Annotated in this window: 22 protein-coding genes; 20 read left to right on the forward strand and 2 right to left on the reverse strand. The window is 53.7% G+C overall.

The window, feature by feature from the left end:
• Positions 1-20: 20 nt before the first annotated feature.
• From OH144_RS03540 to dacB, 8 genes are all read left to right on the forward strand, one after another.
• Positions 21-2,513 (forward strand): outer membrane beta-barrel family protein, encoded by a 2,493-nt coding sequence (locus OH144_RS03540; protein ID WP_266204916.1) that lies wholly within the window; start codon positions 21-23, stop codon positions 2,511-2,513.
• Positions 2,514-2,658: 145 nt separating this feature from the next.
• Positions 2,659-3,252 (forward strand): RNA polymerase sigma factor, encoded by a 594-nt coding sequence (locus tag OH144_RS03545; protein WP_266204917.1) that lies wholly within the window; start codon positions 2,659-2,661, stop codon positions 3,250-3,252.
• The gene (locus OH144_RS03550) at positions 3,249-4,061 is read left to right on the forward strand and encodes a HEAT repeat domain-containing protein (protein WP_266204918.1); all 813 of its coding nucleotides are present in this window, start codon (positions 3,249-3,251) and stop codon (positions 4,059-4,061) included. Before OH144_RS03545 ends, OH144_RS03550 begins: the two co-directional genes overlap by 4 nt.
• A gap of 14 nt (positions 4,062-4,075) precedes the next feature.
• Positions 4,076-4,939 (forward strand): DUF4097 family beta strand repeat-containing protein, encoded by an 864-nt coding sequence (locus OH144_RS03555; RefSeq protein WP_266204919.1) that lies wholly within the window; start codon positions 4,076-4,078, stop codon positions 4,937-4,939.
• Positions 4,940-5,019: 80 nt separating this feature from the next.
• Positions 5,020-5,817 carry a DUF4097 family beta strand repeat-containing protein gene (locus OH144_RS03560; protein ID WP_266204920.1) on the forward strand — a complete coding sequence of 266 codons (798 nt, stop codon included), beginning with the start codon at positions 5,020-5,022 and terminating at the stop codon, positions 5,815-5,817.
• Between the two features lie 111 nt (positions 5,818-5,928).
• Entirely contained in the window at positions 5,929-6,486 is a 558-nt protein-coding gene (locus tag OH144_RS03565; RefSeq protein ID WP_266204921.1) for a DUF1543 domain-containing protein, read from the forward strand.
• Positions 6,487-6,592: 106 nt separating this feature from the next.
• Complete coding sequence (locus OH144_RS03570; protein WP_266204922.1) at positions 6,593-7,288, forward strand: hypothetical protein; 696 nt, start codon at positions 6,593-6,595, stop codon at positions 7,286-7,288.
• A 201-nt stretch (positions 7,289-7,489) separates the two neighbouring features.
• A complete protein-coding gene (gene dacB, locus OH144_RS03575; protein ID WP_266204923.1) occupies positions 7,490-8,881 on the forward strand; it encodes a D-alanyl-D-alanine carboxypeptidase/D-alanyl-D-alanine endopeptidase in 1,392 nt (463 codons plus the stop codon).
• Positions 8,882-8,957: 76 nt separating this feature from the next.
• On the opposite strand, the gene OH144_RS03580 is transcribed toward dacB, so the two are convergent.
• Positions 8,958-9,299 (reverse strand): hypothetical protein, encoded by a 342-nt coding sequence (locus OH144_RS03580; protein ID WP_266204924.1) that lies wholly within the window; start codon positions 9,297-9,299, stop codon positions 8,958-8,960.
• A 318-nt stretch (positions 9,300-9,617) separates the two neighbouring features.
• Between OH144_RS03580 and OH144_RS03585 the strand changes: the two genes are divergently transcribed.
• The 6 genes from OH144_RS03585 to OH144_RS03610 all read left to right on the forward strand — a co-directional run bounded on the left by OH144_RS03585 (position 9,618) and on the right by OH144_RS03610 (position 15,647).
• Positions 9,618-12,785 (forward strand): AsmA family protein, encoded by a 3,168-nt coding sequence (locus OH144_RS03585; RefSeq protein WP_266204925.1) that lies wholly within the window; start codon positions 9,618-9,620, stop codon positions 12,783-12,785.
• Between the two features lie 187 nt (positions 12,786-12,972).
• Positions 12,973-13,398 carry a DoxX family protein gene (locus OH144_RS03590; protein WP_266204926.1) on the forward strand — a complete coding sequence of 142 codons (426 nt, stop codon included), beginning with the start codon at positions 12,973-12,975 and terminating at the stop codon, positions 13,396-13,398.
• Between the two features lie 86 nt (positions 13,399-13,484).
• Complete coding sequence (msrB, locus tag OH144_RS03595) at positions 13,485-13,931, forward strand: peptide-methionine (R)-S-oxide reductase MsrB (protein WP_266204927.1); 447 nt, start codon at positions 13,485-13,487, stop codon at positions 13,929-13,931.
• A gap of 101 nt (positions 13,932-14,032) precedes the next feature.
• Positions 14,033-14,401, forward strand: a complete 369-nt coding sequence (locus OH144_RS03600) for a hypothetical protein (RefSeq protein ID WP_266204928.1) — start codon at positions 14,033-14,035, stop codon at positions 14,399-14,401.
• Between the two features lie 126 nt (positions 14,402-14,527).
• Complete coding sequence (locus OH144_RS03605; protein WP_266204929.1) at positions 14,528-15,223, forward strand: alpha/beta hydrolase; 696 nt, start codon at positions 14,528-14,530, stop codon at positions 15,221-15,223.
• Positions 15,224-15,302: 79 nt separating this feature from the next.
• Positions 15,303-15,647, forward strand: a complete 345-nt coding sequence (locus tag OH144_RS03610; protein ID WP_266204930.1) for a DUF6717 family protein — start codon at positions 15,303-15,305, stop codon at positions 15,645-15,647.
• Positions 15,648-15,687: 40 nt separating this feature from the next.
• Here OH144_RS03610 and OH144_RS03615 read toward each other — a convergent pair whose 3' ends face one another.
• Positions 15,688-16,530 (reverse strand): alpha/beta hydrolase, encoded by an 843-nt coding sequence (locus OH144_RS03615; RefSeq protein ID WP_266204931.1) that lies wholly within the window; start codon positions 16,528-16,530, stop codon positions 15,688-15,690.
• A gap of 82 nt (positions 16,531-16,612) precedes the next feature.
• On the opposite strand from OH144_RS03615, the gene OH144_RS03620 reads away from it, so the two are divergent.
• From OH144_RS03620 to OH144_RS03645, 6 genes are all read left to right on the forward strand, one after another.
• Positions 16,613-18,679, forward strand: a complete 2,067-nt coding sequence (locus OH144_RS03620; RefSeq protein ID WP_266204932.1) for a glycoside hydrolase family 172 protein — start codon at positions 16,613-16,615, stop codon at positions 18,677-18,679.
• 248 nt (positions 18,680-18,927) lie between these two features.
• Complete coding sequence (locus OH144_RS03625; protein ID WP_266204933.1) at positions 18,928-20,010, forward strand: efflux RND transporter periplasmic adaptor subunit; 1,083 nt, start codon at positions 18,928-18,930, stop codon at positions 20,008-20,010.
• On the forward strand, positions 20,007-21,266 hold the full coding sequence (locus tag OH144_RS03630; protein WP_266204934.1) for an ABC transporter permease: 1,260 nt from the start codon (positions 20,007-20,009) through the stop codon (positions 21,264-21,266). Before OH144_RS03625 ends, OH144_RS03630 begins: the two co-directional genes overlap by 4 nt.
• Before the next feature lie 267 nt (positions 21,267-21,533).
• Entirely contained in the window at positions 21,534-22,214 is a 681-nt protein-coding gene (locus OH144_RS03635; protein ID WP_266204935.1) for an ABC transporter ATP-binding protein, read from the forward strand.
• Between the two features lie 294 nt (positions 22,215-22,508).
• Positions 22,509-23,663, forward strand: coding sequence for a zinc-dependent alcohol dehydrogenase (locus tag OH144_RS03640; protein WP_266204936.1), 1,155 nt, complete (start codon positions 22,509-22,511; stop codon positions 23,661-23,663).
• A gap of 11 nt (positions 23,664-23,674) precedes the next feature.
• Positions 23,675-24,193: a hypothetical protein gene (locus OH144_RS03645; RefSeq protein WP_266204937.1), complete on the forward strand. Its 519-nt coding sequence runs from the start codon at positions 23,675-23,677 to the stop codon at positions 24,191-24,193.
• The last annotated feature ends 247 nt before the right edge of the window (positions 24,194-24,440 follow it).

Here is a 24,440-nt window from a genome sequence, read left to right on the forward strand (position 1 = left end):
CACATCTTAACTACTGAACTATGAAAAAAAGAAGACTCTTCTTGCTGGGACAACTATGCCTTCTCCTCAGCCTGTTTGGCTTCTCAGGCCTGGCACAGGATGGCGCGCAGCAGCAAGCCGGGGCTAGTCTGAAGGGAAACGGCGCCATAACAGGCACCTTAACCGACTCGCTCACGGGCAAACCACTGGAATATGCCACTGTGGCTCTGCTGCAACAAGGATCTGCACAGGCTGTGGGCGGCACCCTCACAGATGAGAAAGGGCACTTTAAGCTCGAAAATATCGGTTTCGGAACGTATGACCTGGCCTTTAGCTTTATTGGCTATACTTCGAAGACCGTTCGGCAGGTGAACGTAACAGCCGGCAAGCCGCAGGTAAGTATAGGCAAGGTTGCCCTGGGCACCTCCACGGCCACCACCTTGCAGGAGGTGCAGGTGCAGGCGCTGCGGCCCACTATTACGCAGGAGGCAGACCGCCTGGTGGTCAGTATAGAGGGCACCGCCCTGGCAGCGGGCAAAACGGCCTATGATGTGCTGGCTACCTCTCCGGGTGTGTTTGTAGACCAGGAGGGCAATATACAGCTCAATGGCAGGAGCGGGGTAACTGTGATGCTGGACGGAAAGCTCACCTACCTCTCGGCCCGCGACCTCCGCTCTCTGCTGGAAGGCATGCCGGCAGAGAACATCCGTAACATCGAGATCATCACCAACCCCTCCGCCAAGTATGATGCCCAGGGATCCTCCGGCATCCTCAACATTAACCTGAAACAGAACACACAACAGGGCGTGAATGGCAGTGTTTATGCAGGCACGACCTACAACGGCAAGCAGGTAGGCTATTCGGGCGGCGCCACGATCAACTACAAATCCGGTGACTGGAACTCCTTCCTGAACCTGGATGCGGCCCGCCGTGTGGGAGGCCGCGACGCTACGTTTACCCGTGTGTTCAAGGGAGAAGAAGAATCCGTATACTTCGACCAGGAAGCGACCGAGGACTATGAGGTACAGGGACCGCCAGCGGTGCGCCTGGGTACCGATTATAGCATAGACGAGCGCCATAGTGTGGGGGTGATGGGCTACTTTGTGACGAACAAGTTCAATGCTGATTTCCTAACGGAGACTTACCTGGGCAATGCGCCGGGCCAGCCAACGCAGTTTATAGATGCGGATAACTTTAGGGAGAACCGTTTCACGAACTATACCGGCAACGTGCACTACGTGGGTAAGTTCGATACGCTGGGCACGCAGCTGAGCGCGGACCTGGACCTGGTAAAGATCCGAAACAGGGGAGACGCCTACTTTTATAACTACTTCTACGACCTGACGGGGGAGGGGGCCGACAGACAGGATTTCCTCTACACGGAGACGCCCTCCGGTTTCGATATTTTCTCTGGGAAGGTAGATTACACCAAAGCCTTCTCCAATAGCCGCAAGCTGGAGCTAGGCGTGAAAGCTAGCCGGGTGGCCTCGGATGCTGACTCCCGCTTTTATTTTAACAACGGCGATGTGCGTGTGCCGGACCTTTCGCGCACGAACCACTTCCTCTACGACGAGGACATTTACGCGGCCTACGTGAACTGGAGCAGCAAACTCGGAGAGCGCTTTAACCTGCAGGCTGGCCTGCGGGCAGAGCAAACCGTATCCAAAGGGGAGTCGCTGACCACGGGGCAGGTGACCAAACGCGATTACCTGGATTTGTTCCCGAGCCTTTTCCTGATGCAAAAGGTGAGCGACGACTATGAGTTGAACTACAACTACAGCCGCCGCATTTACCGGCCAAACTACGGCTCGCTCAACCCTTTCTTCTCCTACCGCGACCCGTACACCTACTGGCTCGGAAACCCTTACCTGAGGCCGCAGTACACCCATTCCTTCGGCATCACGCAGACCTATAAGAAAAACTACAGCCTGGCGCTCAGCTACCAGCTCCAGCAGGACGTGATTGCGGAGCTTCCTATCATTGATGCCGAAACCTCCACGACCATTTACACCATAGGCAACGTGGACGACGCCATCAACCTGAGCATGACAGCGGTAGTGCCAGTGCAGATCATGAAGAAGTGGGACACGAGCAACACGCTGGTGGTGGCCTACAACGAGTTTAGCACCATCGTGGATAGGCAGCAGGTGACGAATGATCAGGTGTTTTACATGCTGCAGTCCAACCATACCATCCTGCTGCCCTGGAAGCTGAAAGCTGAGATCAACGGCACCTACCAGGGGCCCGGCGCCTACGCGCTGTATCGGGTGGACCCGCGCTGGTGGCTGAATGTGGGGCTGAAGCGAAGCTTTATGGACGAAAAACTGGATCTGACCGTCAACGCCAACGATATTTTCCATACCCAGCACCTCATCATCGGGGCCAATGTGGGCGAAGGCAACGTGAGTGATTGGGACCAGTACTTCCGGCAGCGCAACGTAGGCTTAACGCTTCGCTACAAGTTCAGCAGGGGCGCGAAGTTGGAAGAGCGCAAGCGCAATAACCTGGAGGAGCTGAACCGCACCGGAGGTTGATTTAGCATTGTTTGTTTTAGTGATAAAAGCAAGTGGGGCTCTATGGGTCCCTCTTGCTTTTATAGGCACCGGGTAGTTCCTGATCCAGCTCCTGAAAAAAAACGGCAGAAATACTGTAACTTTTCCCAAAACCGCAGTTTCCTTTATGGAAGACAAAACCAAACCTGATCATTTGGAAATATTTACTGACAATGCTTTGATGCTCAAGGTAAAAGCCGGTGACCTTGACAAGCTCGGCCTCCTGTTCCAGCGGTACGGTAAAAGCCTGTACGGCTTCTACTTCCGCATGACCCGGAACGCGGAGCTGAGCGAGGACCTGGTGCAGGATGTGTTTGAGCGGGTGCTGAAGTACCGCCACACGTTCCGGGGTGACGGAAAGTTCACCACCTGGCTGTACCACCTGGCCCGCAACGTGCTGGCCGATCACCTGAAGAAGACAAAGCGTGCCGGTATCAGCACAGACATAGACCAGAAACAGGACAAGCTGCCGGACCTGTCGGTGCCGGAGGAGGCAAGGCAGAAAGAGGAGCACCTGCAGTTAATGGAGCGGGCACTGGACCAACTGAGTGAAGAGAAGCGGGAGCTGCTGCTGCTCACCAAGCTACAGGGCCTCAAGTACAAGGACATCGCCACGCTGCACAACTGCACCGAGACGTATGTGAAAGTAAAGGTTTTCCGGGCGGTAAACGACCTGCGGGAGGTCTTTATGAAACTACAAGCGAAGGGTATAAACATATGAGAGACGAGAGACAACAGGTGCTGATCCTGGATTACCTGGAAGGAAACCTGGACGAGGCGCAACAAAAGGAGTTCGAGGCGCTGGTGCAGACAGGGGAGATCCGTGAGGAGGAGCTACAGGCGCTGCAGGCTACCTTCACAAGTATGAGCGTGCTGCCAGACCCGCAGCCAGGCGCTGGCCTGCAGGCGAAGTTCAACCGCATGCTGGCCGCCAAAATAGAGCAGGCGGAGCTGGCAAAGCCGCAGTATACCTGGGCCGATTTGTGGCAAAGTATGCAGACCCTTCTGAGCCCTGTGCGGCTGGCTTATACGTTGGTGGTATTCGCCTTTGGCTTCTTTGCCGCCTGGCTGGCTTTCTCGCCAAGCCAGCAACAGCAGCCAAACACAGACACCCAGATGCTGGCCATGGAGCTGAGCCAGGTAAGGCAGATGCTGTTTGCCACGCTGATAGAGCAGCCGGCTGCAGTAGACCGGCTGCGGGCGGTAAACATCTCCAGCGAGATAGTGGATGCCGACGAGAAAGTAATCGGTGCCCTGTTTAACTCCCTCAACCACGACCCGAACGTGAACGTGCGTTTGGCCGCCGTAGAGGCCCTGAAAAAGCACACCGCCAACCCTCAGGTGCGCGAGCAGCTCATCCTGTCGATCAACAAGCAGGAGTCGCCGATGGTGCAGATTGCACTGGCCGACCTGATGCAGGACCTGCAGGAGCGAAACGCGGTGCCGCAGCTCAAGCAGCTGCTGCAGGATGAGAACACCAACGAACAGGTAAAAGATAAAATCAAGGAAAGTATAAACGTCTTAATCTAGAAATGATGGAAAACATGAAGTCTTTGATCGTGCTGCTCCTATTCCTGCTAAACGGGGTAAGTTTGGTGGCGCAAAACCACACCGAGAAGATCGTGCGGGAGCTGAGCTTTGCCCGTAAGTCGGCGGCCAATGTGCTGAAGGTGGAGAACATAGACGGCTTCGTGCACGTGGAGCCCTACAACGGCGATAAGGTGCTGTTTGAGGTGGAGCGCATCATCCGGCCCAAAGCCGCAAACGGACTGGAGAAGGCCAAGGAGCTGAGCGTGGAGTTTGAGGTAAGCGGCGACAGCATCATCAGTTACCTGAAGGCGCCCTATATCCAATCCCACCGAACAAACGCAAAAGGCAACCGGGGGATTAACATAGACCGGAAGCTGGAGTACGGCTTTACCCACAACTATACGATCAAGGTACCGCAGCACACGAACCTCTCCATCATCACCATCAACAACGGGGACATCAAGATCCGGAACATCTCCACGGACTACATTGAGGCCTCTAACATTAACGGGGCGATCCTGCTGGAGAACATTGCCGCGGAAGTGGACGCCAAAACCATCAACGGGAATGTGGTGGTGAGTTACCGCGAGAACCCAAAAAAGCAGGCGAGGCTGGAAACGCTGAACGGCAACATTGAGCTGCTGTACCAGAAAGCGCTTTCAGCCACCATCGACTTCAGCTCCTTTAACGGCGACTTCTATACCGACCTGGAGGACCTGCAAAAGCTCTCGCCCAAGGTGGAGAAGGTCAGCAGCTCCGACGGATCAAGGACTACTTATAAACTGGGGCAGGCGGCATCCTTCAAAACAGGTGCGGGCGCAGCCAGGCTGGAGCTGAAAACCTTTAACGGAAAAGTGATCGTGAAGGCGAGAGGCTAATTTATTACCCTGAATCATATTCAACCAACACAACAAACAGCATAATGAAACGCAGCATACTTGTATTACTACTTTTGGTTATGAGCACATACGGCTTTGCCCAAAGTAGTACAACCGAAGAAATTGTAGTGCCCCTGACCAAGCCCAACGAAGCCGGCACCCTGGAAGTAGGGCTTATTTCCGGAGCGATCCGGGTTACAGGCACGAAGGCTAAAGAGGTGGTGATCAAAGCCAGCCTGGGGGAAAGAGACGCCAGGCGGCAGGGGCGAGAAAGGGCAAGTGAGGAGGTAGGCGGCCTGCGGAGAATTGCCAACACCAGCCTGGGCATTACGGTGGAAGAGCATAACAACAACGTGGAGGTATTATCGGAGGCCATGAACCGCATTGTAAACCTGGAGATACAGGTGCCGCAGAACTTCAACCTGAAACTCTCGACCGTGAACAATGGCGAGATTCTGGTGCGCAACGTGAACGGCAATTTTGAGCTGGACAACGTGAACGGACCGATTACGCTAGAGAACGTATCGGGCAACGCGCTGGCCAACACCACCAATGGCAAAGTAAAGGCTAACTTCCTGAAGTGGGATAACAAGTCGCCCATGGCTTTCTCCACCCTGAACGGCGACGTGGACATTACCCTGCCGGCGGGTTCAAAATTCACTGCTAAGCTGAATTCCGACAGAGGGGAGATATACACGGATTTCGACCTCACGAAAGACACCAAGCCGACACAGGTAAAATCCGGCGCCAGAACAGAGGGAGGCGTATACCGGGTGAGCACGGCAAACTTCGTGACGGGAAAAGTAAACGGCGGAGGTGCCGAGATCATGGTGAAAAGTATGAACGGCAACATCTTCATCAGGAAAAGCGGCAAATAGAAGCCTTGGCCTGTGCTACAAGAGTATAGCAGGTGTGATGAGAAATGGAAAGCTCATGAGGTGAAAGCTTCATGAGCTTATTTTTGCCCTTGCTTCTGCATATCTTGCGGTATGCAAACACCTAAACTTTTTATGCTGATGCTGGGCTGCAGGCCCGCCGGCAGAAACACCGAGCAGCACGACATGTTCTTCAGTGTGGCCGAAACGGTAAAAGACCTGGTGCCTGAGATCAAGGCTTTCTGGCCCGAGGCGAAAGGCAAGATTCACATAGACGCTTGGCGCGAGGTGACGCAGGTAAATGGCTATTGTATAAACGTGGTGCCGAAGGAGCAGGCGACCGAAGCCACAGACAAGCTTTTCTTCCTGAACCTGGGCGGGTACAAGCCGGGCGAGTTTGATGAGTTCCACTACAAGATGCTGGCTGTGGCCGGGGATACCGCCGGTGCCGTGCAACAGGCCAAGCAAACCGCCTTTTACAAGCACACCGGTTTTCAAGGAGCCACCTCGCACATCGACGATAAGTATGGCGTGGATGTGGATGAGTTTTTTGAAGTGCAGGATATTCTGCCGGAGGCCGTGAAGCAAAAGTATAGCCTGCTGGTCACCAAAACCAACAACGCGGCAGAAGACGAGCTGCACCTGGGGTACTTCCAGCTGCACAAGTTGTAACACCAAAGTATAAGCTGGGCAAAAGGCGAGGTGGCCGGGCTGAAGGAACAAGTATTTGTTCGCTGCGTTAGTAGGGAAAGTATTTTAACCTAAAAGAACCGACGCTATGAACAGATACGATGAAAACAACTACCAGCGCAAAAACCATTACGCCGATTTCGACGAGCACGGCAATCCGCTGACCGGCAACCGGAACAGCCTCTCACACTATAATCCCGAAGGAGGCTACGGCAGCGACAGGGATGCGCGCGATGAGCGCCGCCACGGAGAATACACCTCCAACTCGGCCCGCGCCTACGGTGACATGCGCCACGGCACCCGCTACGGCGAAGGCGGTAGCTACGAGGGCGGAGGTTCGGCCTACGGCCACTCCTACTATGGCCTATCCGGCCAGGAGGGGCCACGTTTTACGCAGCACGACAGAGGCTGGGATGAAAGCAGGCAGTACGATGCCTACGGAGACTCGGAGCATTACCGCAACCGCGACCAGCGCTTCAGCGACAGCTTTGGCCGCAGCAGCGACGGCGGTTATATAAACGAGAACCGGAACAGGGACAACCGTGGCTATCAGCGCCGCTACGACGACAGCTACCAGGGCAACCAGGGCTATGGCAATGAGCGCCGCGAAAACTACGGCTACGACCGCGGCTACCGCGATTTTGGCGGCACCGGCTACGGCGCTACCGGCTACAACAACCGCGACGAAGACCGCATGCGCAGCGCCTACGGCAGCCGTGATTATCGTGAGGAAGATGACCACCGCTACAACGAGCGCAACAGCAACAGGCACCAGAACTGGTAAGACAAAAACTAGCAAACAGTAGCCAAGCCCGGTTTGTCATATAAGGCTTAGACCAAATTTTTACTGACATTTATACTTTAGCGTATGAATCTGAACAGCCGCTTGTGAGAAACAGGCGGCTGTTTTTGTTTTAGCGTGGCTTATGGAGCTAAATCACAGGAGGGGTAGGTATAAGTCCACTGAAATGCTTACATTTTGGCTATGAAACTCTTTACACCCAAAGCTATACTTGTGCTGGCCTGTTTGCTGGCGCACACCGTTGCCTGGTCGCAGGCGGTGCCCCAAAAGCTGGCCGCTGCCTATAGTAAGTTCGAACAGGACCCGCAACTGCAGAATGCCATTGCCTCCCTCTACATCACAGATGCCAAGACCGGAGAGGTTATCTTCGACCGCAACAGCCGGATCGGGCTGGCGCCCGCCTCCACCATGAAGGTGATCACCAGCATCAGCGCCTACGAGCTGTTGGGCAGGGATTTCAGGTATGAGACAAAGTTTGCCTACCGCAAAAACAAGGGGAACAACGAGCTCGTCATACTTCCTTCCGGCGACCCTACCTTTGGCAGCTGGCGCTGGGCCGAAACCAAAGAAGACCAGGTACTGGCGGGACTGACGAAATCGCTGCAGCGCACAGGTATAAAATCCTATAAGCATGTAACGGTTGCCAACGAAGGCTGGAACGACGAGACCGTGCCCGACGGCTGGATGTGGCAGGACATTGCCAACTACTACGGCGCAGGCCCGGCCAAGCTGAACTGGCGCGAAAACCAGTACGACGTTATACTCAGGTCAGGAACAAGTATAGGCGACCCGGTGGCGATCGTGAAAACGGTGCCGGAGCTGAACGGCTATGGCCTGCGCTCCGAGCTAACATCAGCCGCGGCCGGCACCGGCGACAATGCCTACATCTACTTTCCGCTTAGCGCGCCATCGGCCACCATCCGGGGTACTATCCCGGTAAACGAGAGCAGCTTTAAAATCTCGGGTGCCATGCCCTCTGCGGCACGCCAGTTTGTGAGCACTTTATCCGATACATTGCAGACGCTGGGCATCAAGCTGCCAAAGCAGCCGGTAGAGCACAACGCCCCGTTGCCTAATGGCTATACTGTGTTTCACACCGTCACATCCCCTCCGCTGGATAGCATCATCTACTGGTTTAACCGCAAGAGCATCAACCTCTACGGCGAGGCGCTGGTGAAGACAATTGCCTACAAGCATACCTCCGACAGCCAGACAGGTAATGGTCTGAAGGAGATCCGTACTTTCTGGAAGCAGCGGGGCGTACCGGAAACAGAGTTGAGCATGGTGGATGGCTCGGGGCTGTCGCCGCTGAACCGGGTGACCACCCATGCCCAGGTACAGTTGCTGCAGCACGCTCAGTCGCAGCCCTGGTACAACGGCTTCTATGCTTCGCTGCCGGTGTTTAACGGCATGAAGATGAAAAGCGGCACCATACGCGGCGTAAAAGGCTTCTGCGGCTACCATCAGGGTAAGGACGGCAAGGAGTATGTCTTTTCCTTTATCGTCAACAACTACAACGGCTCGGCCTCCGCGCTTGTCAAGAAGATGTACCAGGTGCTCGATGAGCTCAAGTAGGCCTTTTCGGTAAAGTATACTATAAATGCAAAAGGCCCGGAATTACCGGGCCTTCTTTGTTAGTTGAAGTATAGAATTATTTCTTCTTCTTGATATCTGCACTGCTTTTGTGGCTCTTGAGGGTGCTGGAGTTAGGCTGGTCGTTGCGGAACTCCTTGTCCGTGCTGTCGGCGCCGCGGGAGGTGGTGGTCAGGTTCGCGTGCGGGTCCTGTGGCGTTACCTCGTCTCTTCTGCCATCCGTATTCTTGCCCTTTTTGGCACCGCCGCTGCTGCCTTCATGGCTTGGCTTGTTCTCACCACGGGTATTGTCGGCACCGCCAGCCACAGGGCCGGTCTGTTTGCCCTTGCCTAGTCCGCTCACGCCTTCGCCTTTTCTTGAATTTGGGTCTTCCGAGATATTTCTGTTGTTGCTACTCATAGTTTGTTTCCTTTCGTGTTAGATTAAAATTGTCACCCATCGGAATGCTCCGTGGTAGTCTTGTTGTACGCATGAAAGTACGGAGAGGGTTAAAAAAGAGTGCAATTCTGCCGGTTCAGCATCGGGTACCGTACACCTTGCCTACAATAGGGTAGGAAGGCGGGAGCAGTACCAGCAAGTCCTGTAAATATAGAACAAGGCTATAGTATAACAGAGGCCTGCGTTCGCTTTTGCGAGCACCAAACTTATTTAGGAAAAGTAAGTTAAAGGATAAGCTAGCCGGAAGAGTTTATTTCCGGAGATGCCTTCGCTTACTATATGAAAACGCACCCTGCGGTTAAATTCCTTTTGCTGATTACGGGCCTGATCCTATTACTGGTTCTGGGTGCTTTTCTTTTGCTTCCCCCGCTCTACGAGGCAAAAGCACCCGCCTACCTGCGCGCGAAGTTGGCTGGTAACTCAGACATGGTATTGGCTCCTTTACAGACGGAAATCTCCAGTTGGAAGAACTTCCCCTACTTAACGGTTTCATTCGACAATATCTCCTTAACAGACACCACGCAGGCCCACCCCCTGGAGGTGCTGCGTGTGCAACATGCAGAGGTGCTGCTGCCGCTGCTGCAGTTGCCAAACAGGGGCATCCGGATCAGCAAAGTATCTCTGGACGGGGTGTCTTTTCACCAGCGGGTAGACTCTGCCGGCAACAAGGTCAGCATCTCTTTCAGGAAAGATGAGAAAGAGGAACAGGACTCGGGCGGCTTTGCGCTAGATATCCGGCAGCTGCGCATCCGGAGTGCTCAAATATTAAGCGAAAATCACTTCAAACAGAGCGCTTTCTCCCTGCAACTCCTAGACTCTGATCTGTCTGCGGAAGTAAAGGGCAACCGGCTGGAACTGAAGGGCAAACTACAAGGCCGAATCAACCATATCTCCAGCCGGGACCTGCAGCTTTTCCGGGACAGGGCGTTTACAGCCGACGCCGTTTATACTTTCGACCGCCACAAGAAGCAGGGTCGGATAAAAGACAGTCGCGTCATCCTCAACGGGAACGAGGTGCTGATCTTCGGCACGCACCAGAAGGCCGTTCACGGCGTTGGCTCAGAACTGGATCTTCATTTTGAGGGAGAGCAGCCTTTCTTTTTTCTGCTAAACCAGATGGCCTCTGTGCGGTCTATCCCTTTGCTGAAGCAGGTGGAGAGCGATGGCCGCGTGAAGCTGCAGTACCATATTGCCGGCCACTCCAGCCCCACGCAAAGGCCCCGCAGCAGGTTACACTTCGAGTTACAGGACGGCAGGCTGCATTGGCCCACCAGCCGCATCACCCTGTCGCAAATACAGATCGCCGGGCAATTGGATAACGGCCCAAAGCACTCCCCCGAGTCGAGCTCCTTTACGCTGCACCACCTGTCGGCCCGCACCGGCAACGACAGCCTGCAGCTCAAAGCCAACATCACCAACTTCAACAAGCCATACCTCGATGCCCAGCTGAGTGGGCGCTACACTCTGGACAGCCTGGCCGAGGTTCTGCCGCCAGAATATGTTTCCCTGCCCCGGGGCATGCTTTCCGGTAACGTGGCCATTAAGGGGAACCTGCACGCCAGCGGGGACCGCCGGCAGGAGCAGGACCTGCAGTGGCAGGGGGCGATCAGCCTGCTCGGGGTCGGTTTTCAGCCGGCAAAGCTAACCGTGCCCTGCACAGAAGTAAATGGCGAAGCCAGGCTGGCAGGTAATGAGCTGCGACTGCACCAGCTTAGGGGCAAGGTCGGCGGGCGGGCGTTTGCCGTGGAGGGCTCCGTGAAAAATGTGATGAATTACCTCCTGGGACAGCACCCTACAGTTTCAGTAGAGGGGGCAGTTAAACTAAAGCAGGTACAGACGGGCTGGATCAAGCTGGCGCCGGAGAATAAGACCATACCTGCCAAGTCAGATGCTGGCGCCGGGGAGGCCTCCACAACTATACTTCCCGGTTTCCTGCGCGTGAACATGCGCCTGCAGTGCGAGCAACTAGAGCTGCCGTCGGCTTCCGTTCAAAACATGCGGGCCCGGCTAAGGAGCGATGGGCGGCGGCTGACCCTCTCGGACATTGGCCTGACAACGCAAGGTATAGCGGTCAGTGGCAAGGTGTCGGTTCTGAATGACAGCAGGCAACTGTATGCCGCAGACCTGCAGCTGTCCGCCCGGCTCGATACCCTGGACCTGACCAACATGGAGCAGATCAACTCCCTGGCCAGCGCAGCCGGCCCTAAAAAGTCTGCAGCGGCAAAAGGGAGCGGCTTGGATTATGTACTGCCACTGCAAAAGGCGCAAATCAACCTGCATGTAAAGCAGGTAAAGCTGCCGGGGGCGGAAGACCTGGAAAACCTGTCGGTGCAGCTGAATAAAAACAGGAGCCATGTGCTGATGCGGGACATGCTCTTTCAAACCTCAAAAGGTGGTGCTGCTACTGCTTACGGTGGCTTTTACCTCATCAACTCGACAATTACCCGGCCTTACCTGGATGTGACCATGCAGTATGGTTTCCTCGACCTGCAGGCCTTTATGCAGAACATCGCCGCACTCAAAACGCTGCTTCCGCCAGCGGAGGCCGAGCCATTGCCGGACAAGACTAATGGAAAAGACAAGCGCAGGGAGAAAGTATACGACCTGGGCCTGCACGTGAAGGCGCAGGAGCTCCGGTATGAGTACCTTACAGGGACAAACCTGGCCATCGACGCCCGCATGAACCGGGAGCAGGCACAGTTGGACAAGCTATACCTGAACGCTTTCGGGGGAACCATCTACGCACAGGGCGTGATGTACCTCAACGAGCCTTCCGACACCATCCCGGTCCGGCTGAAGGCGCAGGTACAGGAGGTGGACCTAGAGCAGCTGTTTGCCGTGGCCGAGCAGATGGAGCTGGATATGCTGGAGAGCCGGAACATCAAAGGCAAGGCTGACTGCAACGTGGCCGTTTTTACCAAACTCGACCAAGCCTTTGTTCCAAGTTTCGACCGCACGGTCGCCTATGCCAGCACTACTTTCCGTGACATGGAACTGATCAATGTGAAACCCATACAGGAGGCGCTCGGCTTTATGCGGGAGGAGCGGACCGGGCACCTGTACTTTGAGGATGTGGCGGCAGATTTCGTGCTCTACAAAAACAAATTCGTGGCACCCGGTTTCAGCTTGAACAACAACCTGTCGGCCTTCGACCTGCGGGGATCCTATACCATGAAAGGTAGCGCGCGCCTAAGTCTAGACGTGAATGTGTTCAATATTCTGTTCGGGAATAACGAGCGCCGCATAGGGCAGATACAGGAAGACTCGCTATCCCTGAACAGCAGCCAGAACAAGCAGCACCTGTTGCTAGTGCGCGAGGAGGAAAAGTATAAGGTGAAGCTGAGCAACAGCAAAGAAAGAGAAGATATCTCGCAGGTGCTCTGCGATGAGTTCATGGATGTGCTACAGCACTACCAGATCGATACCGCCTTCACCGAAATCCAATAGCTATCCATACTTTCCAGTAGCCCCAGCCGCCGGATAACAGCACAATTTACTGCCCCCGCCCAATTCCTTTGCGGATTGTCGTTTACTAACCTAATGCTTCATATATACGTTTATTGTGTTGTGTAATTATTTGGCTTACAGCGGGTTATTTGTCCTGCTGTGGCCCTGGTTTAACAAACGATAAACTATGGAAAGATTTTTAGGAAATTACAGCCCGCAGCTCTACGCCTTGCTGCGTATTGTTGCCGGCCTGCTGTTTGCCATGCACGGCACGCAGAAGCTTTTTGGATGGCCCGGAGACGGCGAAACCGTGGAACTGGCGTCGCTGATGGGGCTGGCGGGCATCATTGAGCTGGTGGGCGGCCTCCTGATCGCCTTCGGCTTTCTGACCAGCTGGGCTGCCTTTATTGCCAGCGGCGAGATGGCAGTAGCTTATTTTATGGCCCATGTTCCACAGGGCCCATGGCCTATCCTGAACCAGGGCGAGTTGGCCCTGCTGTACGCTTTCCTGTTCCTCTACATGGCCGCACGGGGCTCCGGTATCTGGAGCGTGGATGCTGCCAGGCATACGGGCGTACGGGCCGGCACTGAAACTCACCACCGGGTGATATGATAGCAAGCTGCAAAGAAGGTGCGGTAAAGAACACCGGGGCGGAATTATGTTCTTAGCAATAGGCTAAGTGCGTAAGCTTAGAGAAAATGCTACGCTGGAAAGACATCATTTACTATGCTAAATACAGCAATCCGGAACCTGCCAGTAGGGTAGAAAAAACGGAGGAGGAGTGGAAACAGCTGCTGAAGCCGGCACAGTACCGTGTGCTGCGGGAAAAGGGAACCGAGCCTCCTTACCGAAATGCCTACTGCCGGTCGTATGAACCCGGCAAGTATACCTGTGCCGGGTGCGGAAGCCTTTTGTTTAACTCCACCGAAAAGTACCATGCCATTTCCGGCTGGCCTAGTTTTACTCAACCCGCCAAAAGGGGCGCCGTCAGGTATGCCTTCGACAGCAGCCATCATATGGAGCGGATAGAGGCGCTGTGCAATGTATGCGGTGGCCACTTAGGGCATGTGTTTCCGGATGGCCCGGAGCCAGCGGGCCTGCGTTACTGCATCAACTCGGAAAGCTTGCATAGAATGGCCAAATAATAGGTTGTTTACTAATAATATTAGTATTATGGGTTGTAATAACTTTAAAATGGAAACATGATGTTCTGTTTTGCGTAAAATATTAGCAAAAACAGAAAAGTATGAAGCTGAAAATAGATGAAAAACCATTTCTACCGGAAGGCCGGCACGTGGTGAAAATAACGGAAGTAGAAGAAGGTAGAAGCGAAAACAAAGATATTCCGTTCATTAACTGCCGAATGGAAAATGAGGATGGTTTTGTGAACCAGCGCTTTTACCTGAGCGAGCCAGGCCAACCGATACTGGCTTCTTTCCTCAAAGCAATAGGCATCCATAAACAGGAGGTAGACTCGAAGGAACTGAAAGGGAAATCCCTCTCTATTGAAGTAGAAGAACGCAACTATGAAGATGCCGATGGCAAAGAAAAAACCATCAAGCAAGCGACGCATTTTGAAGCAGTAGGCAAAGCCGATACATCCAACAGGATATAATGCCTGCATCACTAAACAGAAAAGGAGCCTGGCGCTCCTTTTTTGCTTTCATGCCTTGTTTCAGGCGCATAATTAGGGCACTATGCCGTATGATAGGTAGGTATTCCTTATTTTTCAGGTGATGCGATGGCAACAGCAAGAGACAGCTATAAAACAGGTAGGTTAACCACAAAGCCAGGAGTAGCCGCCGCCGGTAGCGGTAAAAAGCAGGCAGGAGTGCAGCGACTCGACTTAGACAGCCACAAGGATGGCTTTATCTATCTTCCAAAAGGGTATGACAGCAGCAGGCCAGCGGCGCTGGCTGTCATGCTGCATGGTGCCGGCGCTCATGCAGAGCAGGGCCTGTCTCTGCTTCGGAACCATGCCGATGCCAACAACCTCATACTTGTGGCACCGGCCTCCAGGTCCTACTCCTGGGACATCATCGCCGGCAGAGCCTTCGGGCCGGATGTCGTGCTGATTGATCAGGCCTTGGCGCTGGTTTTCCGAAACTACGTTATTGATCCGGCACGCGTAGCTATTGGCGGCTTCTCTGACGGCGCTTCCTATGCCTTGTCCCTGGGCCTGACCAATGGCGACCTGTTCAGTCACATCCTTGCTTTCTCCCCCGGTTTTGCACATACAGTAGAGAAAAACGGGAAGCCCGAGGTGTTCATCTCGCATGGTGTTGATGACCCTGTATTGCCTATTGACCCTTGTGGCAGGCGTATTGTGCCGCAACTCCGGCGGGAGGGAATCGAGGTAAACTACACGGAGTTTGATGGAAAGCACGAGATACCGGGCTTCATTTCTGAAAAGGCGGTGACGTGGTTTCTCGCTTAAAAGTATATGTATAATAGGTGAGCTGTAATTAGGTTTGGATAAGGTGTATAGCCGTTATCCGGGGTAAGGAGGAAGTAAGATGTCTGCTGATCGAAATAACTTTAGCTTCTACAAAGAGGCGCATGGCACCTGGTACATCGACCTGCCGGATTATCCGGGGCCGAAGGGAGACCTGGCGATGGTGGCCGGGGCCGATGATATGCTCGACTACCTGGCCAGGGGCGGCAAAAGGGTGGAGGTGGAGATGAGCGAGCAGCCGTTTGCGGGCGCGCTTATCCTGGAACTGGTCAGAATGGGGGAGCCAGGGGGAGGAGCATACTACAAGCCTGTGAATCACAGCATCCAGTCTGTCTGGCTTTGTGATGTGACGCTGTTTGCGCTGCAGAAGTTTCCGGAAATGATCTACTTTCGAGCGATAGAATAGCTCTCCCTTTGCCCCAGCAGCGCGAAGTAGGGGCAAAAGCCTACTCCACCTCCTTTAGCACCCTGGCTAGTTCCCGCCTGAATTCGGAGTTCTCGTTCATACCGTTATGTCCCTGCCCCTGCAGCAAGATCACTTGATCGGTGGGCTTGAGGTGGGGTCTCAGTTTCTCGGAAGAGCCGTGGTAAATGATCTCATCCCGATCGCCATGGAAGAGCACGACAGGCGCTGTCACTTTCTCCACGAACCGGAACGTCTCTAATCTATACTTTAGCAGAAACGTGGGCACAAAAGGGTAGAGGCTTTGCATCAGGTCGGGGAGACTGTAGTAAGGTGCCTGCAGTATAAGCAGCCTGGGACTATTGGTAGCGGCCACCCTGGCTGCTGCCGCCGTACCTATGGAGTACCCGATCACGATTATCTGCTTCTCTTCATACCTTGCTTTCAGGTGATCATAGGCTGCCTGCACATCGCCGTAAAACTGTTCCTCGCTGCTGATCCTGCCCTCGCTTTTGCCGTAGCCGCGGTAGTCGAGCACAAAAATATCGTAGTGGAGGGCGGTATACGTTTGGGCAACCCAACCCCAGGAGGCCACAGAGCCTGCGTTGCCGTGGAGGTAAAACACCAGCCCCTTCGGCTCCTGTGCCCGGAAAAGCAGTCCATGCAGCCGGGTGCCGTCCTCGGCTGTCACGAATATTTCCTCAAAGTCCTCTTCAAACCGGAAGGCGTAATTGTCGGGCAGCTTCTCGGGAAAGAAGATTAGGCGCTCCTGTTGAAAAGATAATATGCCCATGAGTAGCAGGTATAGCGTGGCAAGTATAAGTCCCGTTCTGAATAAAGTTTTAAGCAAGGCAGCAGTATTGGCAACATCAACTTTAAGTAGCATACGTAATTAATTGTGGAAAAATATAGTAGAAGTAGTGCCCCTGCCTGCCATCAGTTAGAGAGGAGCATAAGAAGAAATAGCTATGAGAAAACTGCTACTACTTGTACTTGTCGTCTTACTGCTGGTCAGTTTTCCGCTCATGAGCCAGGGGAAAAAGATCAGCTATGCGGAGCTTGTGGGCAGGCTCACGGACCTGAAGGCGCTGGCGGTACCACCGGTTGAGGGCGAGCGCAGCGGCATGGAGTCGAGTTATGACAGGCGCACGAAGGTGGATGAAGCTACCGGCCGGTTCGTAGCGTGGGGCGCCAACGACGATGGGCTGAACCCGCAGTACATCCGGAAGGAAGGGGAGAACATGGTGCTGGCCGAGATGGAGGGGCCGGGGGCTATTGTGCGCATGTGGTCTGCCAACCCGGCCAAGGGGCGCGTAAAGGTCTACATCGACGGGCAGCAGATACCGGTGCTCGACATGCCCTTCATCCAATATTTTGACACAACGGCCATCCCTGCATTTGCGTATCCGCAGCTGGTGTACGAAACAGCTGCCCGGGGCTTCAATAACTACGTGCCCATCACTTATCAAAAATCCTGCAAAATAGTGGCTGAACCGGAGTGGGGTCAGTATTACCATTTCAACTACATCACCTTCCCGAAGGAGGTACAACCAGAAGCTTTCAATCCAAAGCTTTCCCCGGAGAGCCGGGCTGCCTTAGCCAAGGTCAACAGTTTTTTCAAAAACAAGATGGGAGAACTCCCTTATCCGGTGCAGGAGGCCGAGACTAGGGAAATAGCGGAAAAAATAGCGCCTGGCGAAACCAAAACTATAACCCTTAAGGGCAGGAAAGCGATTTATGCTCTCAAAGCTAATTTAAATACTGCGGATGAAAAGCGGCTGGAGGAGGCCATGCGCAAGCTGATCCTGCAGATCCGGTGGGACAATGAAAAGGAGCCTGCCGTCTGGTCCCCGATCGGCGATTTCTTTGGTTCTGCCCCGGGCTACAACCTCTACCGTACCTTGCCCATGGGCATGACGAAGGAAAATATGTACAGCTACTGGTATATGCCTTTTGAGCAGTCGGCAACGATAACGTTGATAAACCACTTTGACCAGCCTGTTGACCTGAACTTGACCGTAGGCCTGGAAAACCTGAGCAGTAAGGAAAAGAACCCGAGCCGCTTCCATGCCAAATGGCACCGTAACCTGGAAGCCATAGCGGACACCGCCCGCTGGCCCGACTGGACGGTCCTGGAAACCGAGGGTAAAGGGCGTTTCCTGGGTATGTCGCTGATGGTCTGGAATCCGAAAGGCGGCTCCTGTCGGCAGTATGGCGGCGATGGCTACTTCTGGTGGGGCGAGGGCGATGAGAAGTTCTTTGTGGATGACGAGACATTTCCCTCTACTTTTGGTACCGGCACCGAGGATTATTTCGGCTATGCCTGGTGCATGCCCAATTACTTTACCCACGCTTATCACAGCCAGAGCCATACAGAGGAAAACATGGGCTACCAGTCCCTGAACCGCTGGCAGGTTATTGATAACGTGCCATTTCAGAAGTCTTTCAAGGCCTATCTGGAGAAGTATTTCCCTGATAAGTGGCCGACACAGTATGCGGTCACTACCTACTGGTACCTCAACCCAGGTGGGAAGGACCCTATCGGGCCAACCCCTGCGGCGGAACTTTATGGTTTTGAAATCCCCTACCAGGTATACCGCGAGCCGGGCGTGATCGAAGGGGAGGATCTGAAGGTGGAGAATAACACAGGTGGATGGGCCAACTCCGACGAGTTTGCTCATGAAAAAATGTTCGACCAGATAAGCGGGCACAAGCTATTGCTCTGGCATGGGGAGCCCCAAAAAGAAAACAAACTCACCACGAGCTTTCAGGTGGATAAGCCGGGCAAATACAGGGTACGGGCGCACGTGGCCCGGAATCCGGAAGGCGGCAAGTTCCGGTTGGCGCTCAACGGGCAGCAAGTGCAACAGGAGCTAAACCTCAAAAGTGAGGTAACCCCTGCTGAAGCCAGCGTGGTGGAACTGGGTACCTTTGAGTTGAAGCCGGGAAAACAGGTGCTGGAATTCAGATGGCTGCCGGCAGAGGGGTTCGGCCAAAAGCTGATGATCGATTACTTAGACCTGGAACCCATTTAAGGCATCGCCCTTGTTGAAATAGCGAAGCTGTTCAGTAGCCTTGCTCCTGTGCCTTCTGAAGCAGTGTTCAGCATTACAAAAGAAGCAGTCCTAGAAAGCTTTTTGAGATATCTCCGTTATATAAATACCGTACATTTGAGACATAATTTAAAAGGCGGGTGGGTATAGAAATCTATACTTGCGGGAGCCACTGTGTGACTCCCCAATACATACCTTGCTGTTGCGACCTCAGAACCCGGATTGCGCCCATGAAGCCATACTTTGTTGTCACCCTGCTGCTGATTATACTTACCGCCTGCTCCGGGAAGCGGGAAAAAACGCAGCCAACTATAGCAGATATCACAGAATCGGTGTATGCCTCCGGGGTAGTAAAGAGCCGCAGCCAGTACCAGGTTTTCCCGACGGTGAGTGGTGTTATTCTGGATATTCCGGTGAACGAGGGAGATGTGGTGAAAAAAGGCGATCCGCTTTTCAGGCTCGACAACAAAGCAGCTCGCCTGAGCACCGAAAATGCCCGGATTGCCGCCGAGTACGCCCGTGTGAGCGCTAACTCCGAAAAACTGAACGAGCTGCGGGAAGCCATCGACCTGGCCCGGAGCAAGAAAGAGAATGACTCGTTGCTGCTGGTGCGGCAGCGCAACCTATGGGCAAACCGCATAGGGACGAAAGTACAACTGGAGCAGCGGGAGCTAAACTATAAAAACTCCGTTACAGCTTACAAATCGGCCATACTTCGCTACAACGACCTCAAAAAGCAACTCAACTTCGCGGCCCGTCAATCAGAAAAAAACCTGCAGCTAAGCGAGACGATGTCGGAAGATTACACGATCCGGAGCGAAACCGATGGAAAAGTATACAGCGTATTGAAGGAGGAAGGAGAACTGGTGACTCCGCAGACCCCGGTGGCGGTGGTGGGCAATGCCGATGAGTTCATACTGGAGTTGCAGGTCGATGAGTATGATATTGCCCGTGTAAAGCCGGGCCAGAAAGTGCTGCTTAACCTGGACAGCTACAAAGGACAGGTGTTTGAGGGCAAAGTATACAAGGTGAACCCGGCCATGAACGAGCGGACGCGCTCCTTTACCGTAGAAGCCAGCTTTGTTACTACACCTCCGGCCCTGTATCCGAACCTTACCACCGAAGCCAATATCCTCATCCAGACCAAAAAAGATGCGCTCCTTATCCCACGTGAATACCTGGTGGATGGGGCATTTGTGCTGACGGAAAGCGAAGAAAAAGTACCTGTTAAGACAGGCTTGAAAGATTATCAGAAAGTGGAGATAGTGGAAGGCATCACGAAGGAAGACGTGCTACTCAAACCTGCCCGATGAACACCCGGCTCATATACGGCATAGCAAAATCGCTGCTGCTGGCCCGCTGGCGCCAGACGCTGGTGGCTGCCGTGGGGGTTGCGTTCAGTATTGCCATGTTCATCACGCTGCTTGGCTTCATGAACGGCCTTAACGACCTGCTCGACGGCCTTATACTGAACCGTACCCCGCACGTGCGCCTCTACAACGAGATAAAACCAAGCGAAAACCAACCGGTAAATGCTGCGACCGAGTATAAACACTTCTACAACTTTATCAGCTCAGTTAAGTCCGGGATCTCGCGGCAGGAGATCTACAACAGCGGCCCCATTCTGCAGGCTGTAAAAGACGATGCGCGGGTGCTGGGCGCAACGCCCAAGCTCACGGCCCAGGTGTTTTTTAACGAAGGCACCATCGAGATCACCGGCACGATAAACGGGGTGGATGTGGAGGAAGAAAGCAGGCTGTTCAACTTCCGGGATTATGTGACTGCCGGGAATGCCATTGACGCCAAGAACGTAGCCAACAGCATTATACTTGGTAAAGGCCTGGCCGATATCCTGGTTGCTGATATCGGCGATGTGGTGCAGGTGACCACCATTCAGGGCGAACGTATCCCGCTCAAGGTGGTGGGTTATTTCCAGTCCGGCATTCAGGAGATCGATAAAGTGCAGAGCTATGCCTCTATCAGCACGACCCAGAAGCTGCTGGGCAAACCCGCCAATTACATCACCGACATTCAGGTAAAGCTGCACGAACTGGACAGGGCGCCTGCCGTGGCAAAAGAGTATGAGCGGTTGTTTGACATCGATGCAGAAGACATCCAGACGGCCAACGCGCAGTTTGAAACAGGCAGCAGCGTGCGCTCGATCATTTCTTACGCGGTAGGCATTGTGCTGCTTATCGTGGCGGGCTTTGGCATCTTCAATATCCTGAACATGATGATCTACGAGAAGATGGATTCGATCGCCATCCTGAAAGCCACCGGTTTTTCGGGCGCCGACGTGAACCGTATTTTCCTGCTGATAGCCTTAAGTATAGGCTTTTTCGGCGGGTTGGTGGGCTTGCTCTTCGGCTTTATTTTCTCTGTCATCATCGACAACATCCCGTTCGACACGGCCGCGCTGCCCACCATTAAGACGTACCCCATTAATTATAATCCGATGTTCTACTTTATAGGTGCTTCCTTCTCGCTGATCACCACCTACTTTGCCGGTTTCTTCCCGGCCCGAAAGGCAAGTAAAGTGGACCCGGTGGAGATCATAAGAGGGAAGTAAAGGGCAAGAGCTTGCAGGATAAATTTTTATCCCCTGTGAGTAAAGGGCCGCTCAGCTTAAAACGATTGAGCAAAAAATTCAGTCACGTTGTAAAGAAACTTGGTAGAAATAGAGGGCCCTTCCTCCGGCAGGTTAAGCTATCGCAATTGGCCACCAGGATCCTTTCAGGATGACAAATGGGTAGAACTTAACCGCGCTGTTCCCGGAAGCGGGACATCGCGCGTAGCGAAACTATTTATACTTTATAGCATAGAATACAGGCATCTCATGCACGACATCATACTTGAGGCAAGGCATATTAACAAGGAGTTCCATGATCCGGTAACGGTGCAGGTGCTGACTGATATTACCTTTTCGGTGCGGAAAGGCGAGTTTGTGTCGGTGATCGGTAAATCGGGTAGCGGCAAGTCCACGCTGCTCTACATCCTATCCACCATGGATACCGATTATCAGGGCGAACTGTTGCTTGATCAGGAACTGATGACGGGCAGAAGTGATGTGGAGCTGGCCCGCGTCCGTAATGAGAAGATCGGCTTTGTGTTCCAGTTCCATTACCTGCTCAACGAATTTACGGTGCTGCAGAACGTCATGCTGCCCGGCATGAAACTGGCAAAGTATAGCGAGCAGGAAGTGGAGTACCGCGCCATGGAAAAGTTAAAAATGCTGGGCATCGGTCACCTGGCCAAGAACAAGGCCTATAAAATATCCGGTGGCGAGAAGCAGCGCGTGGCCATTGCCCGTGCCCTCATCAACGACCCGCTTATCCTGATGGGCGATGAGCCAACCGGCAACCTCGACGTGCGCAACAGCGAAATCGTATTCGATATCTTCAAGAAACTGACAGAGGTGCTCCACCATACTTTGCTCATCGTTACCCACGACCAAAGCTTCGCAGAACGCAGCGGCCGCATCATCGAGATGGAGGATGGCAGGATCATCCGGAAGTAAGCTAATAGGCTTCTGTACACCTGCCATCCCGGAAGGCATGGGGTAATTTTTACTTTGGAGTATCTGTTTTCTCCTTCCGATTTATACTTCCCGCACAACGGATTCGCTCTACTTTATAGTACTTTTTAAATATAGTGCTATCTGATAAAAATGCTGTTATTGAAACTTTGAGGCTGTATACAAGTATCTACATATCCAAGCTGTTGGAACCTGTTTCTGCTCCGAAAGGATGGTTTTAGAGCTGGAAACGCACCTGTTCAAAGATTTTTATAACGTAAACTAGAAAACAAGCTTATGCTGGCAATGAATTATCGTGGGCCCAAACGGGTTCGCATAGACCACAAACCCATGCCCGAGATTCTGCATCCTGAGGATGCCATCGTCCGGGTAGTCCGCTCCTGCATCTGCGGCTCTGACCTCCACCTCTACAACGGCAACGTACCCGACACCCGCGTGGGCTCTACTTTCGGACACGAGTTTGTAGGGGTAGTGGAGGAAATTGGCCCCGATGTACAGAAACTGAAGGTGGGCGACAAAGTAATCGTACCATTCAACATTGCGTGCGGAAAGTGCGCTTTCTGTAAGCAGGAGCTTTACGGCAACTGCCACGAGGCCAACTCACAGGCTTCGGCGGTAGGAGGCATCTTCGGGTACTCGCACACTGCGGGTGGCTACAACGGAGGCCAGGCAGAGTATGTGCGCGTGCCTTATGCCGATGTAGGGCCAACCGTCATCCCGGAGGGTATGGACCTGGATGATGCCGTGATGCTCACTGACGTTGTGCCCACCGGCTACCAGGCCGCTGAAATGGGCGGTATCCAGAAAGGCGACACCGTGGTAGTATTCGGGGCCGGGCCTATCGGGATCATGGCGGCGAAGTGCTCCTGGCTTTTCGGGGCAGGCCGCGTGATCGTGATAGACAAGGAAGAGTACCGCCTGGAGTTTGCCCGCAACTACTCCCAGTGCGAGGCCTATAACTTTATGGAGATGGACGACCCGGCGGTATTCGTGAAAAAGACCACCGATTGGATGGGAGCCGACGTGTGTATTGATGCCGTTGGCGCAGAGGCCGCTGGTAACGTGCTGCAGACCATCACGGGCCGCAAGCTGCTGTTGCAGGCAGGGTCCGCCACGGCGCTGCACTGGGCCATTAATTCGGTTAAAAAAGGCGGCATCGTTTCGATTGTAGGGGTGTACGGACCTACCGATAACCTGGTGCCGATCGGCAACGTGGTGAACAAAGGCATTACCATACGGGCCAACCAGGCCTCTGTGAAGCGCCTGCTTCCCCGCCTGATCGACCACGTGATGAATGGGGTGATCAAGCCGAAGCAGCTCATCACGCACCGCGTGCCGCTGGAGGAGGTGGCCGATGCCTACCGCATTTTCTCTGATAAGCTGGACAACTGTATCAAGCCAGTGCTTATTCCACCATCAGCCAACATGTAAATCAAAGTACTATGGAAGACACAACAAAAGACTATTCGCATATAAATGGCTGGGGTATAGACGCCGATCCGAAGAATGATCCTACGTACCCCATGAAACGCCGTACCAACGAGGAGCACAGCGGCTATTCCTGGGAGCGGCCGCCACAGCAGCCCATCAACATGGAGGTGCTGCATTCTATCGAACGACCCAATATCAGCGCCGTGTTTGGTACGGCTATGCCTCCAAGCGGGCTGAGTGGCATGATCCGCAGGTTTGCCTTTAAGCATAGTGAGAACAGCTACCTGCACTGGCTTCCGCTCCTGTTGGCCGACCGCGTGAACGTGGTAGAGGGCATCATCGAGGATTTTAAGGAGGGGAAAGCGCCTAACATCTTTGCCGAAAAAGGCTATCCAGCCGAATGGAAGTATGAGAAGGGCAGCCTTGTGACCAAGATGGCCGTTGGAGCCGCTGTCGTGGGCGTTGCCGTACTTATGTTCGCCGGGGAGAAGAAGCGTAAAAAGTGGTTCTATAACCTGATGGAGCGCTGATCCTTCCGTAGCATCATGCCTTTGCCGGGTACTTAAGCTTGGTAAGCATACAGAATAAAAGCCATCAGGCGCAAATCTGCGCCTGATGGCTTTTATTCTGTATGCGGTTAAGCTTTTAGCTCGGCAGCCTCGCTTTTACGCCTGGCAACCTTATAGTATATGTTCTTCTCAACTGATACAAGGGTGAACAGCATGGAAACACCTAGGCACAAAAAATGAGGAAGTGCCGCCATGCTATGGCTGGTAA

It is taken from the genome of Pontibacter kalidii (genome assembly GCF_026278245.1).
Taxonomy (GTDB): Bacteria; Bacteroidota; Bacteroidia; order Cytophagales; family Hymenobacteraceae; genus Pontibacter; species Pontibacter kalidii.

Coding starts and splice junctions, on each gene's coding strand:
- OH144_RS03570 (WP_266204922.1), top strand. CDS start 6,593: ATGAACAGATACGATGAAAACAACTACCAGCGCAAAAACCATTACGCC.
- OH144_RS03540 (WP_266204916.1), top strand. CDS start 21: ATGAAAAAAAGAAGACTCTTCTTGCTGGGACAACTATGCCTTCTCCTC.
- OH144_RS03645 (WP_266204937.1), top strand. CDS start 23,675: ATGGAAGACACAACAAAAGACTATTCGCATATAAATGGCTGGGGTATA.
- OH144_RS03605 (WP_266204929.1), top strand. CDS start 14,528: ATGGCAACAGCAAGAGACAGCTATAAAACAGGTAGGTTAACCACAAAG.
- OH144_RS03545 (WP_266204917.1), top strand. CDS start 2,659: ATGGAAGACAAAACCAAACCTGATCATTTGGAAATATTTACTGACAAT.
- OH144_RS03620 (WP_266204932.1), top strand. CDS start 16,613: ATGAGAAAACTGCTACTACTTGTACTTGTCGTCTTACTGCTGGTCAGT.
- dacB (WP_266204923.1), top strand. CDS start 7,490: ATGAAACTCTTTACACCCAAAGCTATACTTGTGCTGGCCTGTTTGCTG.
- OH144_RS03640 (WP_266204936.1), top strand. CDS start 22,509: ATGCTGGCAATGAATTATCGTGGGCCCAAACGGGTTCGCATAGACCAC.
- OH144_RS03585 (WP_266204925.1), top strand. CDS start 9,618: ATGAAAACGCACCCTGCGGTTAAATTCCTTTTGCTGATTACGGGCCTG.
- OH144_RS03565 (WP_266204921.1), top strand. CDS start 5,929: ATGCAAACACCTAAACTTTTTATGCTGATGCTGGGCTGCAGGCCCGCC.
- OH144_RS03610 (WP_266204930.1), top strand. CDS start 15,303: ATGTCTGCTGATCGAAATAACTTTAGCTTCTACAAAGAGGCGCATGGC.
- OH144_RS03560 (WP_266204920.1), top strand. CDS start 5,020: ATGAGCACATACGGCTTTGCCCAAAGTAGTACAACCGAAGAAATTGTA.
- OH144_RS03630 (WP_266204934.1), top strand. CDS start 20,007: ATGAACACCCGGCTCATATACGGCATAGCAAAATCGCTGCTGCTGGCC.
- OH144_RS03580 (WP_266204924.1), bottom strand. CDS start 9,299: ATGAGTAGCAACAACAGAAATATCTCGGAAGACCCAAATTCAAGAAAA.
- msrB (WP_266204927.1), top strand. CDS start 13,485: ATGCTACGCTGGAAAGACATCATTTACTATGCTAAATACAGCAATCCG.
- OH144_RS03550 (WP_266204918.1), top strand. CDS start 3,249: ATGAGAGACGAGAGACAACAGGTGCTGATCCTGGATTACCTGGAAGGA.
- OH144_RS03555 (WP_266204919.1), top strand. CDS start 4,076: ATGAAGTCTTTGATCGTGCTGCTCCTATTCCTGCTAAACGGGGTAAGT.
- OH144_RS03615 (WP_266204931.1), bottom strand. CDS start 16,530: ATGCTACTTAAAGTTGATGTTGCCAATACTGCTGCCTTGCTTAAAACT.
- OH144_RS03635 (WP_266204935.1), top strand. CDS start 21,534: ATGCACGACATCATACTTGAGGCAAGGCATATTAACAAGGAGTTCCAT.
- OH144_RS03600 (WP_266204928.1), top strand. CDS start 14,033: ATGAAGCTGAAAATAGATGAAAAACCATTTCTACCGGAAGGCCGGCAC.
- OH144_RS03590 (WP_266204926.1), top strand. CDS start 12,973: ATGGAAAGATTTTTAGGAAATTACAGCCCGCAGCTCTACGCCTTGCTG.
- OH144_RS03625 (WP_266204933.1), top strand. CDS start 18,928: ATGAAGCCATACTTTGTTGTCACCCTGCTGCTGATTATACTTACCGCC.